This is a genomic window from Shinella agrisoli, from assembly GCF_046557955.1.
Taxonomy (GTDB): Bacteria; Pseudomonadota; Alphaproteobacteria; order Rhizobiales; family Rhizobiaceae; genus Shinella.
The window spans coordinates 1-18,259 of sequence record NZ_JBJIEP010000042.1 but is presented as its reverse complement, the minus strand read 5'-3'; the positions used below and the strand labels follow the sequence as shown (position 1 = coordinate 18,259).

18 protein-coding genes are annotated in these 18,259 nt (G+C 65.3%); 8 read left to right on the top strand and 10 right to left on the bottom strand.

What is annotated here, in order from left to right; translation table 11 throughout:
- From ACIIOY_RS25955 to chvE, 5 genes are all read right to left on the bottom strand, one after another.
- Window positions 1–302, bottom strand: a 302-nt coding sequence (locus ACIIOY_RS25955; RefSeq protein WP_411037567.1) for an aldehyde dehydrogenase family protein, incomplete at its 3' end; no start/stop codon positions are given.
- A gap of 57 nt (window positions 303–359) precedes the next feature.
- Window positions 360–1,355 (bottom strand): AraD1 family protein, encoded by a 996-nt coding sequence (gene araD1 / locus ACIIOY_RS25950; RefSeq protein ID WP_411037566.1) that lies wholly within the window; start codon window positions 1,353–1,355, stop codon window positions 360–362.
- 126 nt (window positions 1,356–1,481) lie between these two features.
- Entirely contained in the window at window positions 1,482–2,690 is a 1,209-nt protein-coding gene (gene mmsB / locus ACIIOY_RS25945) for a multiple monosaccharide ABC transporter permease (RefSeq protein ID WP_411037565.1), read from the bottom strand.
- Entirely contained in the window at window positions 2,690–4,225 is a 1,536-nt protein-coding gene (mmsA, locus tag ACIIOY_RS25940) for a multiple monosaccharide ABC transporter ATP-binding protein (protein ID WP_411037564.1), read from the bottom strand. The genes mmsB and mmsA overlap by 1 nt, the downstream gene beginning before the upstream one ends.
- A 121-nt stretch (window positions 4,226–4,346) precedes the next feature.
- The gene (gene chvE / locus ACIIOY_RS25935) at window positions 4,347–5,420 is read right to left on the bottom strand and encodes a multiple monosaccharide ABC transporter substrate-binding protein (protein WP_411037563.1); all 1,074 of its coding nucleotides are present in this window, start codon (window positions 5,418–5,420) and stop codon (window positions 4,347–4,349) included.
- A gap of 258 nt (window positions 5,421–5,678) precedes the next feature.
- Here chvE and ACIIOY_RS25930 point away from each other — a divergent pair, with 258 nt between their 5' ends.
- Both ACIIOY_RS25930 and ACIIOY_RS25925 read left to right on the top strand, forming a co-directional pair.
- A complete protein-coding gene (locus ACIIOY_RS25930) occupies window positions 5,679–6,686 on the top strand; it encodes a LysR family transcriptional regulator (protein WP_411037562.1) in 1,008 nt (335 codons plus the stop codon).
- A gap of 23 nt (window positions 6,687–6,709) precedes the next feature.
- On the top strand, window positions 6,710–7,204 hold the full coding sequence (locus tag ACIIOY_RS25925) for a hypothetical protein (protein ID WP_411037561.1): 495 nt from the start codon (window positions 6,710–6,712) through the stop codon (window positions 7,202–7,204).
- Here the strand turns inward: ACIIOY_RS25925 and ACIIOY_RS25920 are convergent.
- The 5 genes from ACIIOY_RS25920 to ACIIOY_RS25900 all read right to left on the bottom strand — a co-directional run bounded on the left by ACIIOY_RS25920 (window position 7,201) and on the right by ACIIOY_RS25900 (window position 10,967).
- Entirely contained in the window at window positions 7,201–7,431 is a 231-nt protein-coding gene (locus tag ACIIOY_RS25920; protein WP_411037560.1) for a hypothetical protein, read from the bottom strand. The genes ACIIOY_RS25925 and ACIIOY_RS25920 overlap by 4 nt on opposite strands.
- A 62-nt stretch (window positions 7,432–7,493) precedes the next feature.
- Complete coding sequence (locus ACIIOY_RS25915; RefSeq protein WP_411037559.1) at window positions 7,494–8,288, bottom strand: 3-methyl-2-oxobutanoate hydroxymethyltransferase; 795 nt, start codon at window positions 8,286–8,288, stop codon at window positions 7,494–7,496.
- A 20-nt stretch (window positions 8,289–8,308) separates the two neighbouring features.
- Window positions 8,309–9,532, bottom strand: a complete 1,224-nt coding sequence (locus ACIIOY_RS25910; protein WP_411037558.1) for an NAD(P)/FAD-dependent oxidoreductase — start codon at window positions 9,530–9,532, stop codon at window positions 8,309–8,311.
- A 10-nt stretch (window positions 9,533–9,542) separates the two neighbouring features.
- The gene (locus ACIIOY_RS25905; RefSeq protein WP_411037557.1) at window positions 9,543–9,857 is read right to left on the bottom strand and encodes a MocE family 2Fe-2S type ferredoxin; all 315 of its coding nucleotides are present in this window, start codon (window positions 9,855–9,857) and stop codon (window positions 9,543–9,545) included.
- Window positions 9,858–9,881: 24 nt separating this feature from the next.
- Window positions 9,882–10,967 carry a fatty acid desaturase family protein gene (locus tag ACIIOY_RS25900; RefSeq protein WP_411037556.1) on the bottom strand — a complete coding sequence of 362 codons (1,086 nt, stop codon included), beginning with the start codon at window positions 10,965–10,967 and terminating at the stop codon, window positions 9,882–9,884.
- A 159-nt stretch (window positions 10,968–11,126) separates the two neighbouring features.
- Between ACIIOY_RS25900 and ACIIOY_RS25895 the strand changes: the two genes are divergently transcribed.
- The 6 genes from ACIIOY_RS25895 (at window position 11,127) to iolG (ending at window position 18,094) form a co-directional block, all read left to right on the top strand.
- Window positions 11,127–12,158 carry a LacI family DNA-binding transcriptional regulator gene (locus tag ACIIOY_RS25895; protein WP_411037555.1) on the top strand — a complete coding sequence of 344 codons (1,032 nt, stop codon included), beginning with the start codon at window positions 11,127–11,129 and terminating at the stop codon, window positions 12,156–12,158.
- 163 nt (window positions 12,159–12,321) lie between these two features.
- The gene (locus ACIIOY_RS25890; RefSeq protein ID WP_411037554.1) at window positions 12,322–13,134 is read left to right on the top strand and encodes a TIM barrel protein; all 813 of its coding nucleotides are present in this window, start codon (window positions 12,322–12,324) and stop codon (window positions 13,132–13,134) included.
- A gap of 254 nt (window positions 13,135–13,388) precedes the next feature.
- A complete protein-coding gene (locus tag ACIIOY_RS25885; RefSeq protein ID WP_411037553.1) occupies window positions 13,389–14,318 on the top strand; it encodes a sugar ABC transporter substrate-binding protein in 930 nt (309 codons plus the stop codon).
- Between the two features lie 103 nt (window positions 14,319–14,421).
- Complete coding sequence (locus tag ACIIOY_RS25880; RefSeq protein ID WP_411037552.1) at window positions 14,422–15,960, top strand: sugar ABC transporter ATP-binding protein; 1,539 nt, start codon at window positions 14,422–14,424, stop codon at window positions 15,958–15,960.
- A gap of 38 nt (window positions 15,961–15,998) precedes the next feature.
- Complete coding sequence (locus ACIIOY_RS25875) at window positions 15,999–17,018, top strand: ABC transporter permease (protein ID WP_411037551.1); 1,020 nt, start codon at window positions 15,999–16,001, stop codon at window positions 17,016–17,018.
- Between the two features lie 83 nt (window positions 17,019–17,101).
- Window positions 17,102–18,094 (top strand): inositol 2-dehydrogenase, encoded by a 993-nt coding sequence (gene iolG, locus ACIIOY_RS25870; RefSeq protein WP_411037550.1) that lies wholly within the window; start codon window positions 17,102–17,104, stop codon window positions 18,092–18,094.
- The last annotated feature ends 165 nt before the right edge of the window (window positions 18,095–18,259 follow it).

Below are 18,259 nucleotides of genomic sequence, written 5' to 3'. Positions count from 1 at the left end.
ACCGTCTCGCCGATGCCCTCGGCCAGCGTCTTGCCCTCCTCGCGCGCGAGCAGGCGGCCGAGCTCGTCCTTGCGGGCAAGGATCTCGTCGGCGGTCTTCCTGAGGATCGCATGGCGTTCCAGGATGCCCGAGCGCGACCAGGACGGGAACGCCGCCTTGGCCGCCGCGATCGCCGCCTTCGCGTCCTCGGCCGAGGCGCGGGCATATTCGCCCACCACGTCGTTCGTGTTCGACGGGTTGATGTTCTTCACCCCCTCCGTGCCGACCCACTCGCCGGCGATCAGGTTCTGGTGGATGGTCATGGGCTCAAGCCTCCTGTCTGTCATGGTGCGCCCGATGAAGCCGGGCCGCGGCATGGATTACAATTGGCGAACGACGATCTCTTCTTCCCCGGCGATCGCCAGCGGATTGCGCAGCGGCAGGCCGAAACCCTCCGCGCCGATCTCGAAGACGTCGCCCTCCTGCGTGCGGATGCCGTCGCCGAAGGAGAGGGTCGCCGTGCCGAACATGTGGACATGCACATCGCCCGATGCGCGGAACAGGCCGTATTTGAAATGATGGTATTCGAGGTTGGCGAAGGTATGGGACATGTTCGCCTCGCCCGACACGAACGGCTTTTCCCACAGCACCTTGCCGTCGCGCACGATGCGCGAGAAGCCGCGGATGTCGTCCGGCGCGGCGCCGACGCGGATTTCCGGGCCGAAGCTCGCCTGCCTGAGCTTGGAATGGGCGAGATAGAGATAGTTGATGCGCTCGGTCACGTGGTCGGAGAACTCGTTCGAGACGGCAAATCCGATGCGGAACGGCGAGCCGTCGGCGGCGATGACGTAGATGCCGGCCATTTCCGGCTCCTCGCCGCCGTCGAGCGCGAAGGAGGGCGAGGTGAGCGCCGCGCCGGGCGCGACGGCAGCCAGGCCGTTGCCCTTGTAGAACCATTCCGGCTGAACGCCCTTCTCGCCGGCCTTCGGCTTGCCGCCTTCAAGCCCCATGCGGAACATCTTCATGGAATCCGTCAGCGTCTCTTCGGCCGCTTCCGCCGTCTTCTTGTGCATGGAATCGCGCGTGGCGGCGGAACCGAGATGGGTGAGGCCCGTGCCGGTGAGATGCAGGTGCGCGGCGTCCGGATGGGTGATCGGCGAGAGCAGCCGGCCGTCCGCATAGGCCTCTTCCAGGTCGACCTCCCCGCCGAGCCCCTTCGCCTCGATGACGGCCTTCAGCGGCTGGCCGCTGTTGGCGGCTTCCATCGCGAGCGCATAGACGCTGCCGGCATCCTTCACCGCGCGACCCCTGCCGCCTTCTTCCCGGACAACGACGGTGATCGAGCCGTCGGCGTTTCCTACCTGCGAAATCAGCATTTTCGTTTCCTTCCTGGAAGCGGGCTTCACGTCAAAGCTCCGCACTTGCAGTGGACGGACATCCCCGCTTCAGCCGCACCGCGGCGGTCAAAGACGCTTGCGATCGTTGACTGTCCGGTTTGCCGGTCAGCCCTTGTTCTTGTTGTAGACGTCGAAGAACACGGCGGCGAGCAGCACCAGGCCCTTGATGAGCTGCTGGTAGTCGATGCCGATGCCCATGATCGACATGCCGTTGTTCATGACGCCCATGATGAAGGCGCCGATGACCGCGCCGGTGATCTTGCCGACGCCGCCGGACGCCGAGGCGCCGCCGATGAAGCAGGCCGCGATGACGTCGAGCTCGAAGCCGACGCCGGCCTTCGGCGTCGCCGAGTTGAGGCGGGCGGCGATGATCATGCCGGCGAGCGCGGCGAGCGCCCCCATGTTGACGAAGGTGTAGAAGGTCAGCCGCTCGGTGTTGATGCCCGAAAGCTTCGCCGCCTTCTCGTTGCCGCCCATGGCGTAGATGCGCCGGCCGATCGTCGTGCGCGTCGTCACGAACGTATAGAGCGCGATCAGGAGGCCCATGACGACGAGGACGTTGGGCAGGCCGCGATAGGTGGAGAGCTGGAAGCCGAGGAAGATCGCCACCGCGCCGATGATCGCCATCTGCACGACGAAGAAGGCGAAGGGCTCGTTCTCCGTCTCGTGCAGCGTGTTGAGGCGCCGCTCGCGCAGGCCCGCATAGACCGCGTAGCCGACGAGCAGGAGCACCGCAACGAGCGCGACGTAGTTCTTGATGAGGCTGGTCGACGGGTCGGTGATCGACAGGAAATCCGGCACGAAGCCCGTGGAAAGGATCTGGAAGTCCTTCGGGAACGGGCCGACCGGGCGGCCGCCGAGCACGACATAGGTCATGCCGCGGAAGACGAGCATGCCGGCAAGCGTCACGATGAAGGACGGTATCTTCTGGTAGGCGACCCAATAGCCCTGCGCCGCCCCCATGACCGCGCCGACGAGGATGCAGAGCGGCACGACGAGGAGCGCCGGCAATTGCCATTTCACCAGCATGATCGCCGATATGGCGCCGATGAAGGCGACGATGGAGCCGACCGAAAGGTCGATGTGCCCCGCCACGATGATCAGCAGCATGCCCAGCGCCATGATGACGATGAACGAGTTCTGCAGGACGAGGTTGGTGATGTTGACCGGGCGGAAGAGAACGCCGTTGGTGATGACCTGGAAGAAGATCATGATCACCACGAGCGCGACGAGCAGGCCGTATTCGCGGATGTTCCTCCTGAGGTAGTCCCCCACCGAGGGCTGGGTTCTCTGGGTCGCGGTATCGATGGCCATTAGTGTTTCTCCCCGGAGCGCATGATGGCGCGCATGATGGATTCCTGGCTTGCTTCCGCCTTGGAGAGCTCGGCCACGATGCGTCCTTCGTTCATGACATAGATGCGATCGCAGGTCCCGAGCAGTTCCGGCATCTCCGACGAGATCATCAGGATGCCCTTGCCCTCGGCGGCAAGCTGGTTGATGATTGTATAGATCTCGAACTTGGCGCCGACATCGATGCCGCGCGTCGGCTCGTCGAGGATCAGCACCTCGGGGCTGGTGAAGAGCCACTTCGACAGCACGACCTTCTGCTGGTTGCCGCCCGAAAGGTTGACCGCTTCCTGATAGATCGAGTGCGAGCGGATGCGCAGCTTCTGCCGGTAGCCGGAGGCGACCTTGGCTTCCTGCCGGTTGTCGATCACCGTCGCCCGGGAGACGCCCTTGAGGTTGGCGAGCGTCGTGTTGTGCATGATGTTGTCGATCAGCACGAGGCCGAGCTGCTTGCGGTCCTCGGTCACATAGGCAAGGCCCGCCTCGATCGCCTTCGGGATCGTGCTGACGTCGACCGGCTTGCCGCGCATATAGACCTCGCCGGTGATCTTGTGGCCCCAGGACTTGCCGAAGAGGCTCATCGCCGTCTCCGTGCGGCCCGCGCCCATCAGCCCGGCGATGCCGACGACCTCGCCGGCGCGCACGCTGAAGCTCACGTCGTGCAGGAACTGCCGGTCGCGGTGGTGCTGGTGGAAGACGTTCCAGTTCTTCACCTCGAGCAGCGTCTCGCCGATCTTCGGCTCGCGCGGCGGATAGCGGTCCTCCATCTCGCGGCCGACCATGCCCTTGATGATGCGGTCCTCGGAAATGTCCTCGTTGTGACAGTCGAGCGTCTCGACCGTGCCGCCGTCGCGCAGGATGGTGATCTGGTCGGCGACCTTTTTGATCTCGTTCAGCTTGTGCGAGATGATGATCGAGGTCATGCCCTGCGTGCGGAACTCCATGAGCAGCTTCAGGAGCGCGTCGGAGTCCTTCTCGTTGAGGGAGGCGGTCGGCTCGTCGAGGATGAGCAGGCGCACCTTCTTGGAGAGGGCCTTGGCGATCTCGACGAGCTGCTGCTTGCCGACGCCGATGTCGGTGATCAGCGTGCCGGGCGGCTCCTTGAGGCCGACCTTGTCGAGCAGTTCCTGCGTGCGCCGGAAGGCCTTCTTCCAGTCGATGACGCCGTTCGTCGCGACCTCGTTGCCGAGGAAGATGTTCTCGGCGATCGACAGCAGCGGCACGAGCGCCAGCTCCTGGTGGATGATGATGATGCCCAGATGCTCGCTGTCGGAGATCGTGGAGAAACGGCGCTCCTCGCCGTCGAAATGGATTTCACCCTCGTAGGAGCCGGCCGGGTAGACGCCGCTCAACACTTTCATGAGGGTGGATTTGCCGGCACCGTTCTCGCCGACAAGGGCGTGGATCTCGCCTTCGCGGACCTTCAGGTTGACGTTGTCGAGCGCCTTCACGCCCGGGAACGTCTTCGTGATGCCACGCATTTCCAGAAGGGTCTTGCTCATTTACCAGTTTCCAGCGGCCATCCGCCGCCTTTCGGGCGGCGAAACCGAGCCTATTCGCTCTGCGATCCGGATAAAAGAGGGTTCGCGCTTGCCGCGCGAACCCCGGAGAATGGAAGAACGATCAGTTGTTGATCTGGTCCGCCGTGTAGTAGCCCGAGTCCGTGACGAGGATCTTTTCCGCGTTGGACTTGTCGACCGCGACGGGCTTCAGCAGGTAGGACGGGACGACCTTGACGCCGTTGTCGTAGGTCTTGGTGTCGTTCACTTCCGGCTCCTTGCCCTCCATGATCGCGTTGACCATGTTGACGGCGACCTTCGCCAGTTCGCGGGTGTCCTTGAAGACCGTCGAGTACTGCTCGTCGGCAAGGATCGACTTGACGGACGGCAGTTCGGCGTCCTGGCCGGTGACGATCGGCATCGGCTGGTCGCCCGAGCCGTAGCCGACGCCCTTCAGCGCCGAAAGGATGCCGATGGACAGGCCGTCGTAGGGCGACAGGACGCCGTCGACGCGGCCGTCGGTGTAGGTGGAGGAGAGAAGGTTTTCCATGCGGGCCTGGGCGACCGCACCGTCCCAGCGCAGCGTGCCGACGGTTTCCATGCCCGTCTGGCCCGACTTGATGACGATGTCGCCGCTGTCGATCAGCGGCTGGATGACCGACATCGCGCCGTCATAGAAGAAGAAGGCGTTGTTGTCGTCCGGCGAGCCGCCGAAGAGCTCGACGTTCCACGGCTTGGTATCGGGGAACCTGGCCTTCAGACCTTCGACGAGGCTGGTGGCCTGCAGGACGCCGACCTGGAAGTTGTCGAAGGTGGCGTAGTAGTCGACATTGCCCGAGTCGCGGATGAGACGGTCATAGGCGATGACCTTCACGCCGGCATCGGCTGCCTTCTGGAGGATGTCGGAGAGCGTCGTGCCGTCGATGGCGCCGATGACGAGAACCTTGGCACCCTTGGTGACCATGTTCTCGATCTGGGCGAGCTGGTTCGGGATGTCGTCGTCGGCGAACTGCAGGTCCGGCGTGTAGCCGGCGTCCTTGAACAGCTTTTCCATCGTCTCGCCGTCGGAAATCCAGCGGGTAGAGGTCTTGGTGGGCATCGAGATGCCGACCATGCCCTTGTCCTGGGCGAAGGACGGCGCCACGAACGACGCGACGCTGATGGCAGCGGCGGCGAGAAGCGAAGTGATCATTTTCATTGAAAGGTCTCTCCCTTGTGCGCACTGGCCGAAATTTGCGGCCAGGCATTGTTCTGTGCGCGGGCGGGGTCGCTGTCAGGCGACGGCCTGGACTGGTCGGGCACAGGCCCGCCGGCCCCCACTCCCAAGGACCCCAGCGCACATTGGCGCAACCTCTTACGAATTGCCATAACTGTCAAATGCAATGAACTTCTAAAGCGATATCACATTTGATATATAGTGACGGAAATATACTATTTTTTATCGATCGGAGGAACCATGCGCCTGGACGCTGACAGCGAGGAGCAGCTTTTTGCCGGCGACAGCCTCGACAACCTGCAAGGCATCGGCCTGCTGCGCAGCGGCCTGAAGCTCAGCCACCTGCGCATGATCGTGGCCATCGAGGAGCACAAGCAGGTAAGCGCCGCCGCGGACGCGCTCAACATCTCCCAGCCCGCCGCCTCCCGCATGCTGACGGAAATGGAGACGATCCTCAAGGCCCAGCTTTGCGAACGCATCTCCCGCGGCGTGACGCTCACCGCCTTCGGCCGGGCCTTCGCGCGCCGGGCGCGCACCATCCTGCTTGAGCTGCGCGAGGTCGACCGCGAGCTTTCGGCGCTGAAATCCGGCACCGGCGGCTCGGTCTTCCTCGGATCGGTGACGGCGCCGGCGATCAGCCTCGCCGTGCCGGCGATCCAGCAGGTCAGCGCGGCCTATCCCGGCATAGAGGTGAACGTGCGCGTGGAGACGAGCAACGTGCTCGCCCGCGAACTGCTCGCCGCCCGGCAGGACTTCATCATCGCCCGCGTACCGGACGACCTCAATCCGCGCCTCTTCAACGTCACGGAGATCGGCATCGAAAAGGCCTGTCTCATCGTGCGCAAGGGCCACCCGCTGACGGAAAAGCCTGCCGTCGGCCTCGCCGACCTGCCGCATTACGACTGGGTTTTCCAGCCGCCCGGCACGTTGCTGAGGCGGCGGATCGAGGAACTGTTCATCGCCGCCGGCGTGCCGCTGCCCTCCACCGTGGTCAACACGTCGTCCATCCTGCTCACCACCGCAATCGTCTGCGGCTCGAACGCGATCGCCCCGGTGGCGCGCGACATGGCGGCCTTCATCGCCGGCAATGGCGCGCAGGCAGGCGAAATCAGCATCCTCAACACGGACTTCGAGATCGACATCAAGCCCTACAGCCTTATCTCCATCAAAGGCAAGGCGCTCCCGCCGAGCGCCAAACTGCTCTATGATCTGATCCTGCAACGCAGTCGCATGCTTTCGCCGGACTGAACGAAGGAGACACCATGTTCGGCATGACCGTTTTCGAATCCGTGCTGGAGCGGCTGAAGGCAGAAGCAAGGGAAGCCGCGGAGGAGGCCGACGGAAACACACCGGAGGAAAGCGGTCCGGCAGAGGTGCGCGGCCTGACCTCCGGTTTCGCCGGTCTCGGCACCGGGGCGACCTTCGTGTCCGGCTCGCAGGCGGCCGCCGCCTATCTCGACCTTTACGAGGACCCGAAACCGCCGGAGCCGCAGGCCCCGCCGCCGACCGATGCCCCGCCGGCACCCCCGCCCCATCTCCTGCGCACGGCGCCCGAAGAGGTGGCCGACGACCTTGGCCTCACCGGCAGGGAAGGCGTCGACGACCTCATCGCCCGCCGCCGCAGTTTCGCGCGCGAAAACCATCCCGACCGCGCGCCGGCGGAGCTGCGCGCCAACGCGACGATGCGCATGAAGATCGCCAACATGCTGATCGACGAGACGATCCGAAGGATCAATGTCGAGAAGAGTTTGGGCCTGTCGGGCTAGCCCTTCGTTTCGCCGCCTTCCTCCGGCGGCTTGGCTGCGGCGGCAGAGGGCTTGAAGAAGAGGATGAGGTTCGCGAAGGCATAGGCGGTCACGACGAGGAAGATCGTGCCCCAGGTCTGCTCGCCGTTGTAGAACTCCACCGCCGTCCAGGCGGCGCAAAGCCCGACCAGAAGCAGCCGCCGCCAGAGCGGACGGTAGAACGGATGGTCGGGGTCGATGAATTTCATGAACGTCTCCTCGCGCCTTCGAACGCCTACATAGGCGGTTTTCAGGCTGGAGGAAACCGGCTTCAGGCGCCGAGCCGCTCGAGGAAGGCCACGAGCTCGGCCGGTTCGATGCCGACGAGGTGCCCTCTTTCCGGATAGGCGCCGGAGCGCACGTCCTCGGCATATTCGCGGAAGGCGGCGATGCGCTCCTGCTGGAGCCGGTCGTACTCGGCGGCGAAGTTGCGGTAGACCTTGGCGTGGCGCGGATAGTGGCCGCGGTTCTGGCCCAGCACGTCCTCGGCGAAAAGGTACTGCGCATCGCAGCCCGCCCCCGCCCCCATCGAGAGCATGACGAGCGAGGTCTTCGCGCTGATCGCGGCGGCGATCTCGCCGGGCACGACCTCGATCTCGGCGGCGAAGGCCCCCGCCTCCTCCAGCGCCTTGACCTGCCGCCAGATCTCCAGCGCACTGTCCGCCGTCTTGCCGACGGCGCGGAAGCCCCCGGTCCACGTCGCCTTGGAGGGAATGAGGCCGACATGGCCGCAGACCGGAATGCCTTCCTCGCGCAGGCGGCGGACCGTGGAAAGGCCGGCCGCGCAATAGACCGCGTCGCCCCCCGCCTTCATCGCCTGGAAGGCGCCGCGCAGGTAATCGTCGGTCGTGACGAAATCGCCGTATTCGAGGCCCGGAAAGGCAAAGACCGTCGGCGCCGCCTCGCGGAAGGCCGGCCCCAGCAGCGCGGGCGGCACGGAGACGAGGTCGATGCCCGCCTGTTCGGCGGCCTCTGCTTCCTCCAGCGTCACGACGCGCAGCATGGTAAGCTGGCGCTTGCCCTTCATCGCCTGCAGGTCGGCGACCGTCGGTCTCTTGGTCTTCATCTTATCCTCCGGAGCGCCGTTCATGCGGCGAGCAGTTTCTTGAGCTTAGTTTGCGGCGCGGCGAGTTCGGCCGGATCGGGATGGATGCGGGCGGCAATCAGCATTTCCGCAAGGCGGATGTCGCGGGCGACCGCGTTGCCCGGCCCGATGCCGCTCGCCGCGATCAGCCGCCCCCCGGCATCGAGGTGGAACAGGATGAAGGCCCCCTCGCCCACCTCGCGCCGCACCGTCGTCACGGCGCCGTCGGCAAGCCCGGCGATCTGGAGCGTCATGTCGTACTGGTCCGACCAGAACCACGGCACGGCCGCATGGGCCTCCGTACCGCCGAGCATGTTGGCCGCCGCCAGTTGCCCCTGCTCCTGCGCGTTGCGCCAGGATTCGAGGCGGATGCGCCGGTCGCCGTAGAGCGCCAGCGGATAGGACGTGCAATCCCCGGCGGCGAAGATGTCCGGGTCGGATGTACGCAGCAGGCCGTCGACGGCGATACCGTTCTCCACGGCAAGCCCGGCCGCTTCCGCCAGCTCCGTGTTCGGCACCGCGCCGATGCCGACGACCAGCAGGCTCGCCGGGACGACCCGGCCGTCCTCCAATGTGATCCGCACCTCGCCCGGCAGATCCTCGACATTGGCGACCTTGGCGCCGCAGAGGATGTCCACGCCTTCCGCCCTGTGACGGCTGGCGACGATCTCGGCGATCTCCGCCGGCACGCCCCGCGTCAAGACGCGCGGCAGGCCTTCGAGGAGCGTGACGGCGGCGCCGAGCTTGCGGGCGCTTGCGGCCAGCTCCAGCCCGATGAAGCCGCCGCCGAGAATGGCGATGTGGCTTCCTTCCACCAGATGTTCGCGGATGCGCGCGGCATCGTCATGGCTGCGCAGCGCGGCGATGCGTCCGCCATGGGCCGTGCCCGGCAGGGCGCGCGGGCGGGCGCCGGTGGCGAGCAGCAGCTTGTCGTAGGGCACCGCCGTGCCGTCCCCGAGCAGGACCCGCCTGCCGGCGCGGTCGATCTCGCGGACCGTCCTGCCCAGCAGCAGGTCGATGCGGGCTTGCGCATAGCGCTCCGCCTCCGCCACGAATTTCGGCCCGGCGCCGGCCACCAGCGCCTCCTTGGAGAGCGGCGGGCGCTCGTAGGGCAGATGGGTTTCGCTGCCGATCAGGGTGATCGTGCCGCCAAACCCCATGTCGCGAAGCGCGAAGGCTGCGCGCGCGCCGCATTCGCCGGCGCCGACGATGACGAAACCCGCCATGGCGTGATCCTCACAGTCCGATGAAGACGGTGCCGCCCTCGACCTTGACCGGATAGGTCTTAAGGTCGATGCAGACGGGGGCGCCCAGCGCCTCGCCGCTCTTGTAGTTGAAGCGGCCGTTGTGCTTGGGACATTCGATGACGTGATCCATCACCAGCCCGTCGGCGAGGTGGATCTTCTCGTGGGTGCAGAGCCCGTCCGTCGCGTGATAGGTATCCTCCGGGCTCCGGTAGATCGCGAAGGTGCGGCCCGCATGGTCGAAGCGGATGACGTCCTCCTCGTCGATCTCGTCCGCCGCGCAGACCTCGATCCAGTTGTCGCTCATGGTCTCTCCTCCAATGGATGCTTGTTATTCGGCGGCCGCAGCGGCGGGTTCCGCGTGGAATTCTTCCTTGTAGGGCCGCGCCGTGGGGGGCAGCTCACGCTTCAGGAAGTAGTCCTCGTTGCGCAGCTGCCGCAGGAAGGCTGGGATCATCTCCTTGTAGCCGTGCCACATGGAAGGGTTCGGCGCCGGCAGGTCGTGCTTGATCATCGCGTGCAGCCGCGGCAGCGCGTGGTAGGGCACCATCGGGAACATGTGATGCTCCACATGGTAGTTCATGTTCCAGTAGATGAAGCGGCTGACCGGGTTCATGTAGACCGTGCGGCTGTTGAGCCGGTGGTCTATGACGTTGTCGGCAAGGCCGCCGTGCTGGAGCAGGCCCGTCAGCACATGGTGCCAGGCGCCGTAGAGCCGCGGCAGGCCGATCAGCATGGCCGGCAGGATCGAGCCGAAAGTGAAACAGGCGGCGATGGTCGCGACGTAGATGGCGAGCCAGATGCGGGCGATGCGGATCGCCTTCGGCTGCTCCGATTCCGGCACGAAGGTCTTTTCCGCCGCGCTCATCACGCCGGCCGCGTTGCGCACCATGTCGATGACCGCATGCCAGGCGTCGAGAATGCCGAAGAAGTTCAGCACCAGGCGGGCGAGGTCCGGCGGACGCATGACGGCAATCTCGGGATCGCGGCCGACGATCACCGTATCCGTGTGGTGGCGCGTATGGCTCCAGCGCCAGGTCACCGGATTGCGCATGATCATGAAACAGGCGATCTGGTAGACCGCGTTGTTCATCCACATCGTCTTGAAGGCCGTGCCGTGGCCGCATTCGTGCCAGCGGCTGTCGGAGGCCGAGCCGTAGAGCACGCCGTAGACCAGGAAGAACGGCACCGCCCACCAGGTTCCCCAGAACCACACGCCGAGCGCGCCGGAAACGGCGAGGCTGCCGAGCCAGATCGCGGTGTCGCGGATGGCCGGCCCGTCAGAGCGCTGCATCAGCGCCTTCATCTCCTTGCGCGGGATTTCGGTGTGATACCACTCGGCCGCCGCAAGGCCGTTGGCAACGGCCGCCTCGGCGTCGCGGCCGAGAAGGCTGTAGTCCCTCTTCGTCGGCTTCATCGTTCGTCTCCTCCTTGCGGGGCGCGCTTCCGCCACACCCCGTCCATGCACAGAGGATAGTTCCGCCGCTTGCATCTCTCAATCCTGCCATGATAGAATGCATCAAATTCCATCATCCGCCATCATTCCTGTTTGATGGAAAGATTTCAGGGAGGGGACATGGCCTCGAGACCCACCATTTCGGATCTCGCGAAGGCGGCCGGCGTGAGCGTCGCCACGGTGGACCGCGTGCTGAACGGCCGCCACAAGGTGCGGGAGGAGACGGCGCGGCGGGTCTATGACGCCGCCAACGCGATCGGCTATCACGCGATCGGCCTCATCCGGCAGCGGGTGTTCGAGGACCTGCCGCAGTACCGGCTGGGTTTCAGCTTCCAGCGCCCCAACCAGGCATTCTACCAGAACTTCGCGCGCGAGATCGAAATCGCCTGCAATGCCTGCACGACGGCGCGCATCGTGCCGCAGATCGACTTCATTAATGCCCAGACGCCGGCGGCGATGACGGAAATGCTGCGCCAGCTTTCCGCGCGCAACCAGGCCCTCGCCGTCGTCGCCCCCGACTATCCGGCGACCACGGCCATGGTGGAGGACCTCAAGGCCCGCGGCATTCCGCTCTTCTGCCTGCTCTCCGATTTCGCCATGGACGTGCGCCAGGGCTATATCGGCCTCAACAACATGAAGGTGGGGCGCACAGCGGCCTGGATGATCGCGCGGGGCGCCAAGCGGCCGGGCAAGGTGGCGATCTTCGTCGGCAGCCACCGCTTCCACGGCCACGAGCTGCGCGAGATGGGCTTCCGCTCCTTCTTCCGCGAGAAGGGCCAGGGCTTCGAGGTGCTGGATACGCTGGTCAACCTCGACACGAGCGAGATAACCCACGAGGCGACCGCCAACCTGCTTGCGCAGCATCCCGATCTCGTCGGCCTCTATGTGGCCGGCGGCGGCATGGAGGGCGCGATTTCGGCGATCCGCGAGGAAGGCTATGCGGGCAAGATACAGCTCATCGTCAACGAGCTCACCCCGGAATCGAAGGCCGGCCTTGCGGACGACGTCGTCACCATGGCGATCAGCACGCCGCTGCCGGCGCTCTGCCGCGAGCTCGTCGCGCTGATGGTGGCGGCCATCGAGAAAGGTGGAAACGCCGTGCCGGGGCAAACCTTCCTGCCCTTCGACATCTTCCTGCCGGAGAATATCTGACGCCGCGATGATGGCTTTCCATCAGGGCTTCCCCTAAATCTCTCAGCGATGATGGGGCCTGCGGCGCCTTCTGCTTTGACGCCCGCCAAGCGCTTCCCGATCCTCATGCGTGCATGCGAGGCCGCCCTGTCGGCGGCCGCGAAGACCGGAGGACCCACATTCCATGCCGCCCCTGACTTTCGCCCTCAACCACATGACGGCGCCCGCCCTCACGCTCGACGCCTTCTTCGCCCTTGCCGTCTCCCTCGGCATGACGGCCGTCGAGATCCGCAACGACCTTGACGGCAACGCCATCCTCGACGGCACGACGCCGGTCGAGGTGAAGGCGCTCGCCGAGCGCCACGGCGTCACGATCATCTCGATCAACGCCCTCCAGCGCTTCAACGAATGGTCGCCGGCCCGCGCCGCAGAGGCCAGGGACCTCATCGGCTATGCCGGCGCCTGCGGTGCCCGCGCGCTCGTGCTGGTGCCGAAGAACGACGGCACCGGCCAGGCGGACGGCGAGCGGCAGGAGAACCTGCGCGAATCGCTCGCCGCCCTCAAGCCGCTGCTGGACGCCGCCGGCATCACCGGCCTCGTCGAACCGCTCGGCTTCGAGATCTGCTCGCTGCGCTCCAAGCGCGAGGCCGTCGAGGCGATCAGGGACGTCGGCGGGGAACGGACGTTCCGCCTGGTGCACGACACGTTCCACCACCATCTCGCCGGCGAGCCGGACCTCTTTGCCGACCTCACGGGCCTCGTGCACATCTCCGGGGTCGAGGATCCGGCCGTCTCCGTTTCCGACATGCGCGACGGCCACCGCGTCCTCGTCGGCCCGCAGGACCGGCTTGGAAACATCAGCCAGATCAAGGCCCTGCTTGCCGCCGGCTATGCCGGTCCGTTCTCCTTCGAGCCGTTTTCGCCGGTCGTGCACAAGACGGCTGATCCGAAGGCGGCGATCGCCGAAAGCGTCGCCTTCGTGCGCGAAAGCATCTGAGGACACGCGTGCCGGCGGCGCTTTCGCCGGCACTTTTCCCCAAGCCGGGCAGATTCCCGCACCGGAAAAATGGAACGGGCTTGACGTCACAGGCAGAAAATGGAATAAACATTCCGCAATATGGAATTCGCGGTTTGTTTATTCTGTTTTGGCTTTTTGCATCCCGGGAGGAGCAGGAGGCCGGCCGCCCGCAAGGGCTGCGATCCGGATAATTCTGTGGCGCCGCCGGACGCCACGTTGAGGAGGAGAACGACATGAAAAAATTCATCCTGGGCTCGGCGCTTGCCGTGATGATGTCCACGGCCGCCCATGCCGAGACGATCGGCGTTTCCATGGCCCTGTTCGACGACAACTTCCTGACCGTCCTGCGCAACGGCATGTCCGACTACGCAAAGACGCTCGACGGCGTCGAGCTGCAGATCGAAGACGCCCAGAACGACGTCGCCAAGCAGCAGAGCCAGGTCCAGAACTTCATCGCCTCGGGCGTCGATGCCATCATCGTGAACCCGGTCGATACCGACGCCACCGCCGCTCTCTCGAAGGCCGCCGCCGATGCCGGCATTCCGCTCGTCTACGTCAACCGCGAGCCGGTCAACGTCAACGAGCTGCCGGAAAAGCAGGCCTTCGTCGCCTCGAACGAGCAGGAATCCGGCACGCTCCAGACCAAGGAAGTCTGCCGCCTGCTGAACGGCAAGGGCAAGGTCGTCGTCATGATGGGCGAGCTGTCCAACCAGGCCGCCCGCATGCGCACGCAGGACATCAAGGACGTGATCGCCACCGACGAGTGCAAGGGCCTCGAGATCGTCGAGGAGCAGACCGCCAACTGGTCGCGCACGCAGGGGTCCGACCTGATGACCAACTGGCTCTCCGCCGGCGTGGAATTCGACGCGGTCATTTCCAACAATGACGAAATGGCGATCGGCGCGATCCAGGCGCTGAAGGCCGCCGGCCGCGCCATGGACAGCGTCGTCGTCGCCGGCATCGACGCCACGCAGGACGCGCTCGCCGCCATGGCGGCCGGCGACCTCGACGTGACGGTGTTCCAGGACGCCGCCGGACAAGGCAAGGGCTCGGTCGACGCCGCGCTCAAGCTGGCCAAGGGCGAGAAGGTGGAAACCAAGGTCTACATCCCCTTCCAGCTCGTGACCCCGGCCAACATCGCCGACTTCCAGTCGAAGAACTGACCGGTTCCAGCCGGCAGCCAATGAGGCCAGACTGTCAAGGACGCGCGCACGCAGGCGTGCGCGCGTCCGACCCGTTTTCAGGTTGCTCAGGGAGGGAGGGACGATGGTCAGTCCGACCACCATGGCCGCGATACGCGCAAGCGGCGCCGTTCCGAATGCTGAATATCTCCTGTCGGCGGAAGGCGTCCGCAAGGAATTCCCCGGCGTCGTCGCGCTCGACGACGTCCAGTTCAAGCTGAAGCGCGGCACCGTGCATGCCCTGATGGGCGAGAACGGCGCCGGCAAGTCCACGCTGATGAAGATCCTGGCGGGCATCTACACGCCGGACCAGGGCGAGGTGCTGCTGAAAGGCCAGAAGATCCGGCTCGACTCGCCGCTCGACGCGCTGGAGAACGGCATCGCCATGATCCATCAGGAGCTCAACCTGATGCCCTTCATGACCGTGGCGGAGAACATCTGGATCCGCCGCGAGCCGAAGAACCGCTTCGGCTTCGTCGACCACGGCGAGATGAACCGCAAGACGGCCGAGCTCTTCAAGCGCCTCAACATCGTGATGGACCCGGAAACGCAGGTGCGCGACCTTTCCGTCGCCAACCGCCAGATGGTCGAGATCGCGAAGGCCGTCTCCTACGAGAGCGACGTCCTCATCATGGATGAGCCGACCTCCGCGCTGACCGAACGCGAGGTGGCGCACCTCTTCGAGATCATCCGGGATCTCCGCGCGCAGGGCATCGGCATCGTCTACATTACCCACAAGATGAACGAGCTGTTCGAGATCGCCGACGAGTTCTCGGTGTTCCGCGACGGCAAGTACATCGGCACGCACGCCTCCACCGACGTCACGCGTGACGACATCATCCGCATGATGGTCGGCCGCGAGATCACCCAGATGTTCCCGAAGGAGGAGGTGCCGATCGGCGACGTCGTCCTGTCGGTCAAGAACCTGACGCTGAAGGGGGTCTTCCACGACGTGTCCTTCGACGTGCGCGCCGGCGAAATCCTCGGCATTGCCGGCCTCGTCGGCTCGGGCCGCTCCAACGTCGCCGAGACGGTCTTCGGCGTGACGCCGGCGACCTCAGGCACGATCGAGATCAACGGCAAGCAGGTGAACATCGACAGCCCGAACACGGCGATCCGCAACCGCATGGCGTTCCTGACGGAGGACCGTAAGGACACGGGCTGTCTGCTGATCCTCGACGTGCTGGAGAACATGCAGATCGCCGTGCTCCAAGACAAGTTCGTCAAGAAGGGCTTCGTCTCCGAGCGCGAGCTGACGAAGGTCTGCGAGGAGATGAGCCGGAAGCTTCGGGTCAAGACGCCGAACCTTCACGAGCGGGTCGAGAACCTTTCCGGCGGCAACCAGCAGAAGGTGCTGATCGGCCGCTGGCTGCTCACCAATCCGCGCATCCTGATCCTCGACGAGCCGACCCGCGGCATCGACGTCGGCGCGAAGGCGGAAATCCACCGCTTCGTCACCGAACTCGCGAGAGACGGCGTCGCCGTCATCATGATCTCGTCGGAAATGCCGGAGGTTCTCGGCATGAGCGACCGCATCATGGTCATGCACGAGGGCCGCGTCACCGGCTTCCTCGACCGCGCGGAAGCGACCCAGATCAAGGTGATGGAACTGGCTGCCCAGTGAGAATCAAGGCTGCGAAAGCGGCCGCAAGGGAGGTAATCATGAGCACGAATTCCGCCGCGCAGGCCCAGGTCGCCGCGCAGAAATCGGCCCGCCGGCTTCCGCCGGAACTCAACATCTTTCTCGTCCTCATCGGCATCGCGCTGGTCTACGAGGTCCTCGGCTGGATCTTCGTCGGCCAGAGCTTCCTGATGAACCCGCAGCGCCTGACGATCATCATCCTGCAGGTGTCCGTCATCGGCATCATCGCCGTCGGCGTGACGCAGGTCATCATCACCGGCGGCATCGACCTGTCGTCGGGCTCCGTCGTCGGCATGACGGCGATGTTCACCGCCTCGCTCGCCCAGGCCTCCACCTGGCCGCGCGCGCTCTATCCGTCGCTCACCGACCTGCCGTTCATCGTTCCGGTGGCGGTCGGCGTCGGCGTCGGCCTGCTCGCCGGCTTCATCAACGGCCAGCTCATCGCCAAGACGAAGATCCCGCCCTTCATCGCCACGCTCGGCATGATGGTCTCCGCCCGCGGCATCTCCAAGTGGTACACCAAGGGCCAGCCGGTCTCGGGCCTCACCGAGCAGTTCAACTTCATCGGCACCGGCATCTGGCCCGTCGTGATCTTCCTCGTCGTCGCCGTGATCTTCCACATCGCGCTGCGCTACACCCGCTACGGCAAGTTCACCTATGCCATCGGCGCCAATGTGCAGGCCGCGCGCGTCTCCGGCATCAACGTCGAATCCCATCTCGTGAAGGTCTATGCCATCGCCGGGGCGCTGGCGGGCCTTGCCGGCGTCGTCACCGCCGCCCGGGCCCAGACCGCGCAGGCCGGCATGGGCGTGATGTACGAACTCGACGCCATCGCCGCCACCGTCATCGGCGGCACCTCGCTTGCCGGCGGCGTCGGCCGCATCACCGGCACGGTCATCGGCACCGTCATCCTCGGCGTCATGACCTCCGGCTTCACGTTCCTGCGCGTCGATGCCTTCTACCAGGAGATCGTCAAGGGCGTGATCATCGTCGCCGCCGTCGTCATCGACGTCTACCGGCAGAAGAAGCGCAAGACGTGACGTTAAAGGCGAATAGGCAGTAGCCTGCCGGCAACTGCCCTCTATTCGCTACTTCCTGTTCGCTCCCCACAAACGAGGAAAACATGACTGTAAGATTTGGTCTTCTCGGCGCAGGCCGCATCGGCAAGGTGCATGCCAAGGCCGTGACCGGCAATCCCGACGCCGTGCTCGTCGCCGTCGCCGATGCCTTCCCTGCCGCCGCTGACGCCATCGCCAGGCAATATGGCTGCGAGGTCCGCACCATCGAGGCGATCGAGGCCGCCAAGGACATCGACGCCGTGGTGGTCTGCACGCCGACCGACACCCATGCCGATCTCATCGAGCGCTTTTCGCGCGCGGGAAAAGCCATCTTCTGCGAAAAGCCGATCGACCTCGACGTCGACCGCGTCAGGGCCTGCATGAAGGTGGTCGAGGAGACGAAGGGCAAGCTGATGGTCGGCTTCAACCGCCGGTTCGACCCGCATTTCATGGCTGTCCGCAAGGCGATCGACGACGGCAAGATCGGCGACGTCGAGATGGTCACCATCACCTCGCGCGATCCCGGCGCCCCGCCGGTCGACTACATCAAGCGTTCCGGCGGCATCTTCCGCGACATGACGATCCACGACTTCGACATGGCCCGCTTCCTGCTCGGCGAGGAGGTCGTCTCGGTCTCGGCCACCGCCGCCGTACTCGTCGATCCGGAGATCGGCAAGGCCGGCGACTATGACAGCGTCTCGGTCATCCTCCAGACCAAGTCCGGCAGGCAGGCGGTCATCTCCAATTCGCGCCGCGCCACCTACGGCTACGACCAGCGCATCGAGGTGCACGGCTCGAAGGGCATGGTCTCGGCGGAAAACCAGCGCCCGGTCTCCATCGAGGTCGCCAACGGCGACGGCTACACCCGCCCGCCGCTGCACGACTTCTTCATGACCCGCTATACGGAAGCCTATGCCAACGAGATCGCGGCCTTCATCGCCGCAATCGAGAAGGGCGCCGCCATCTCGCCGTCCGGCGCCGACGGCCTCGCCGCCCTCGCGCTCGCCGACGCGGCCGTGAAGTCGGTGGAAGAAAAGCGCCAGATCGCCGTCGCCTGACGGGCGCCTCCTCCCAAGGCAACTGGCCGGGCGATTCCGTCGCCCGGTCTTTTTGTTGTCCGGAAGCCCCTTCCCTCCCTCCTTCGTCATCCTCGGGTCAAGCAACCGTGGAGTTATGGTTTGAAGGCTGGGTCTGTTCTTGCGATGGCGTTTAGGATCGTGACG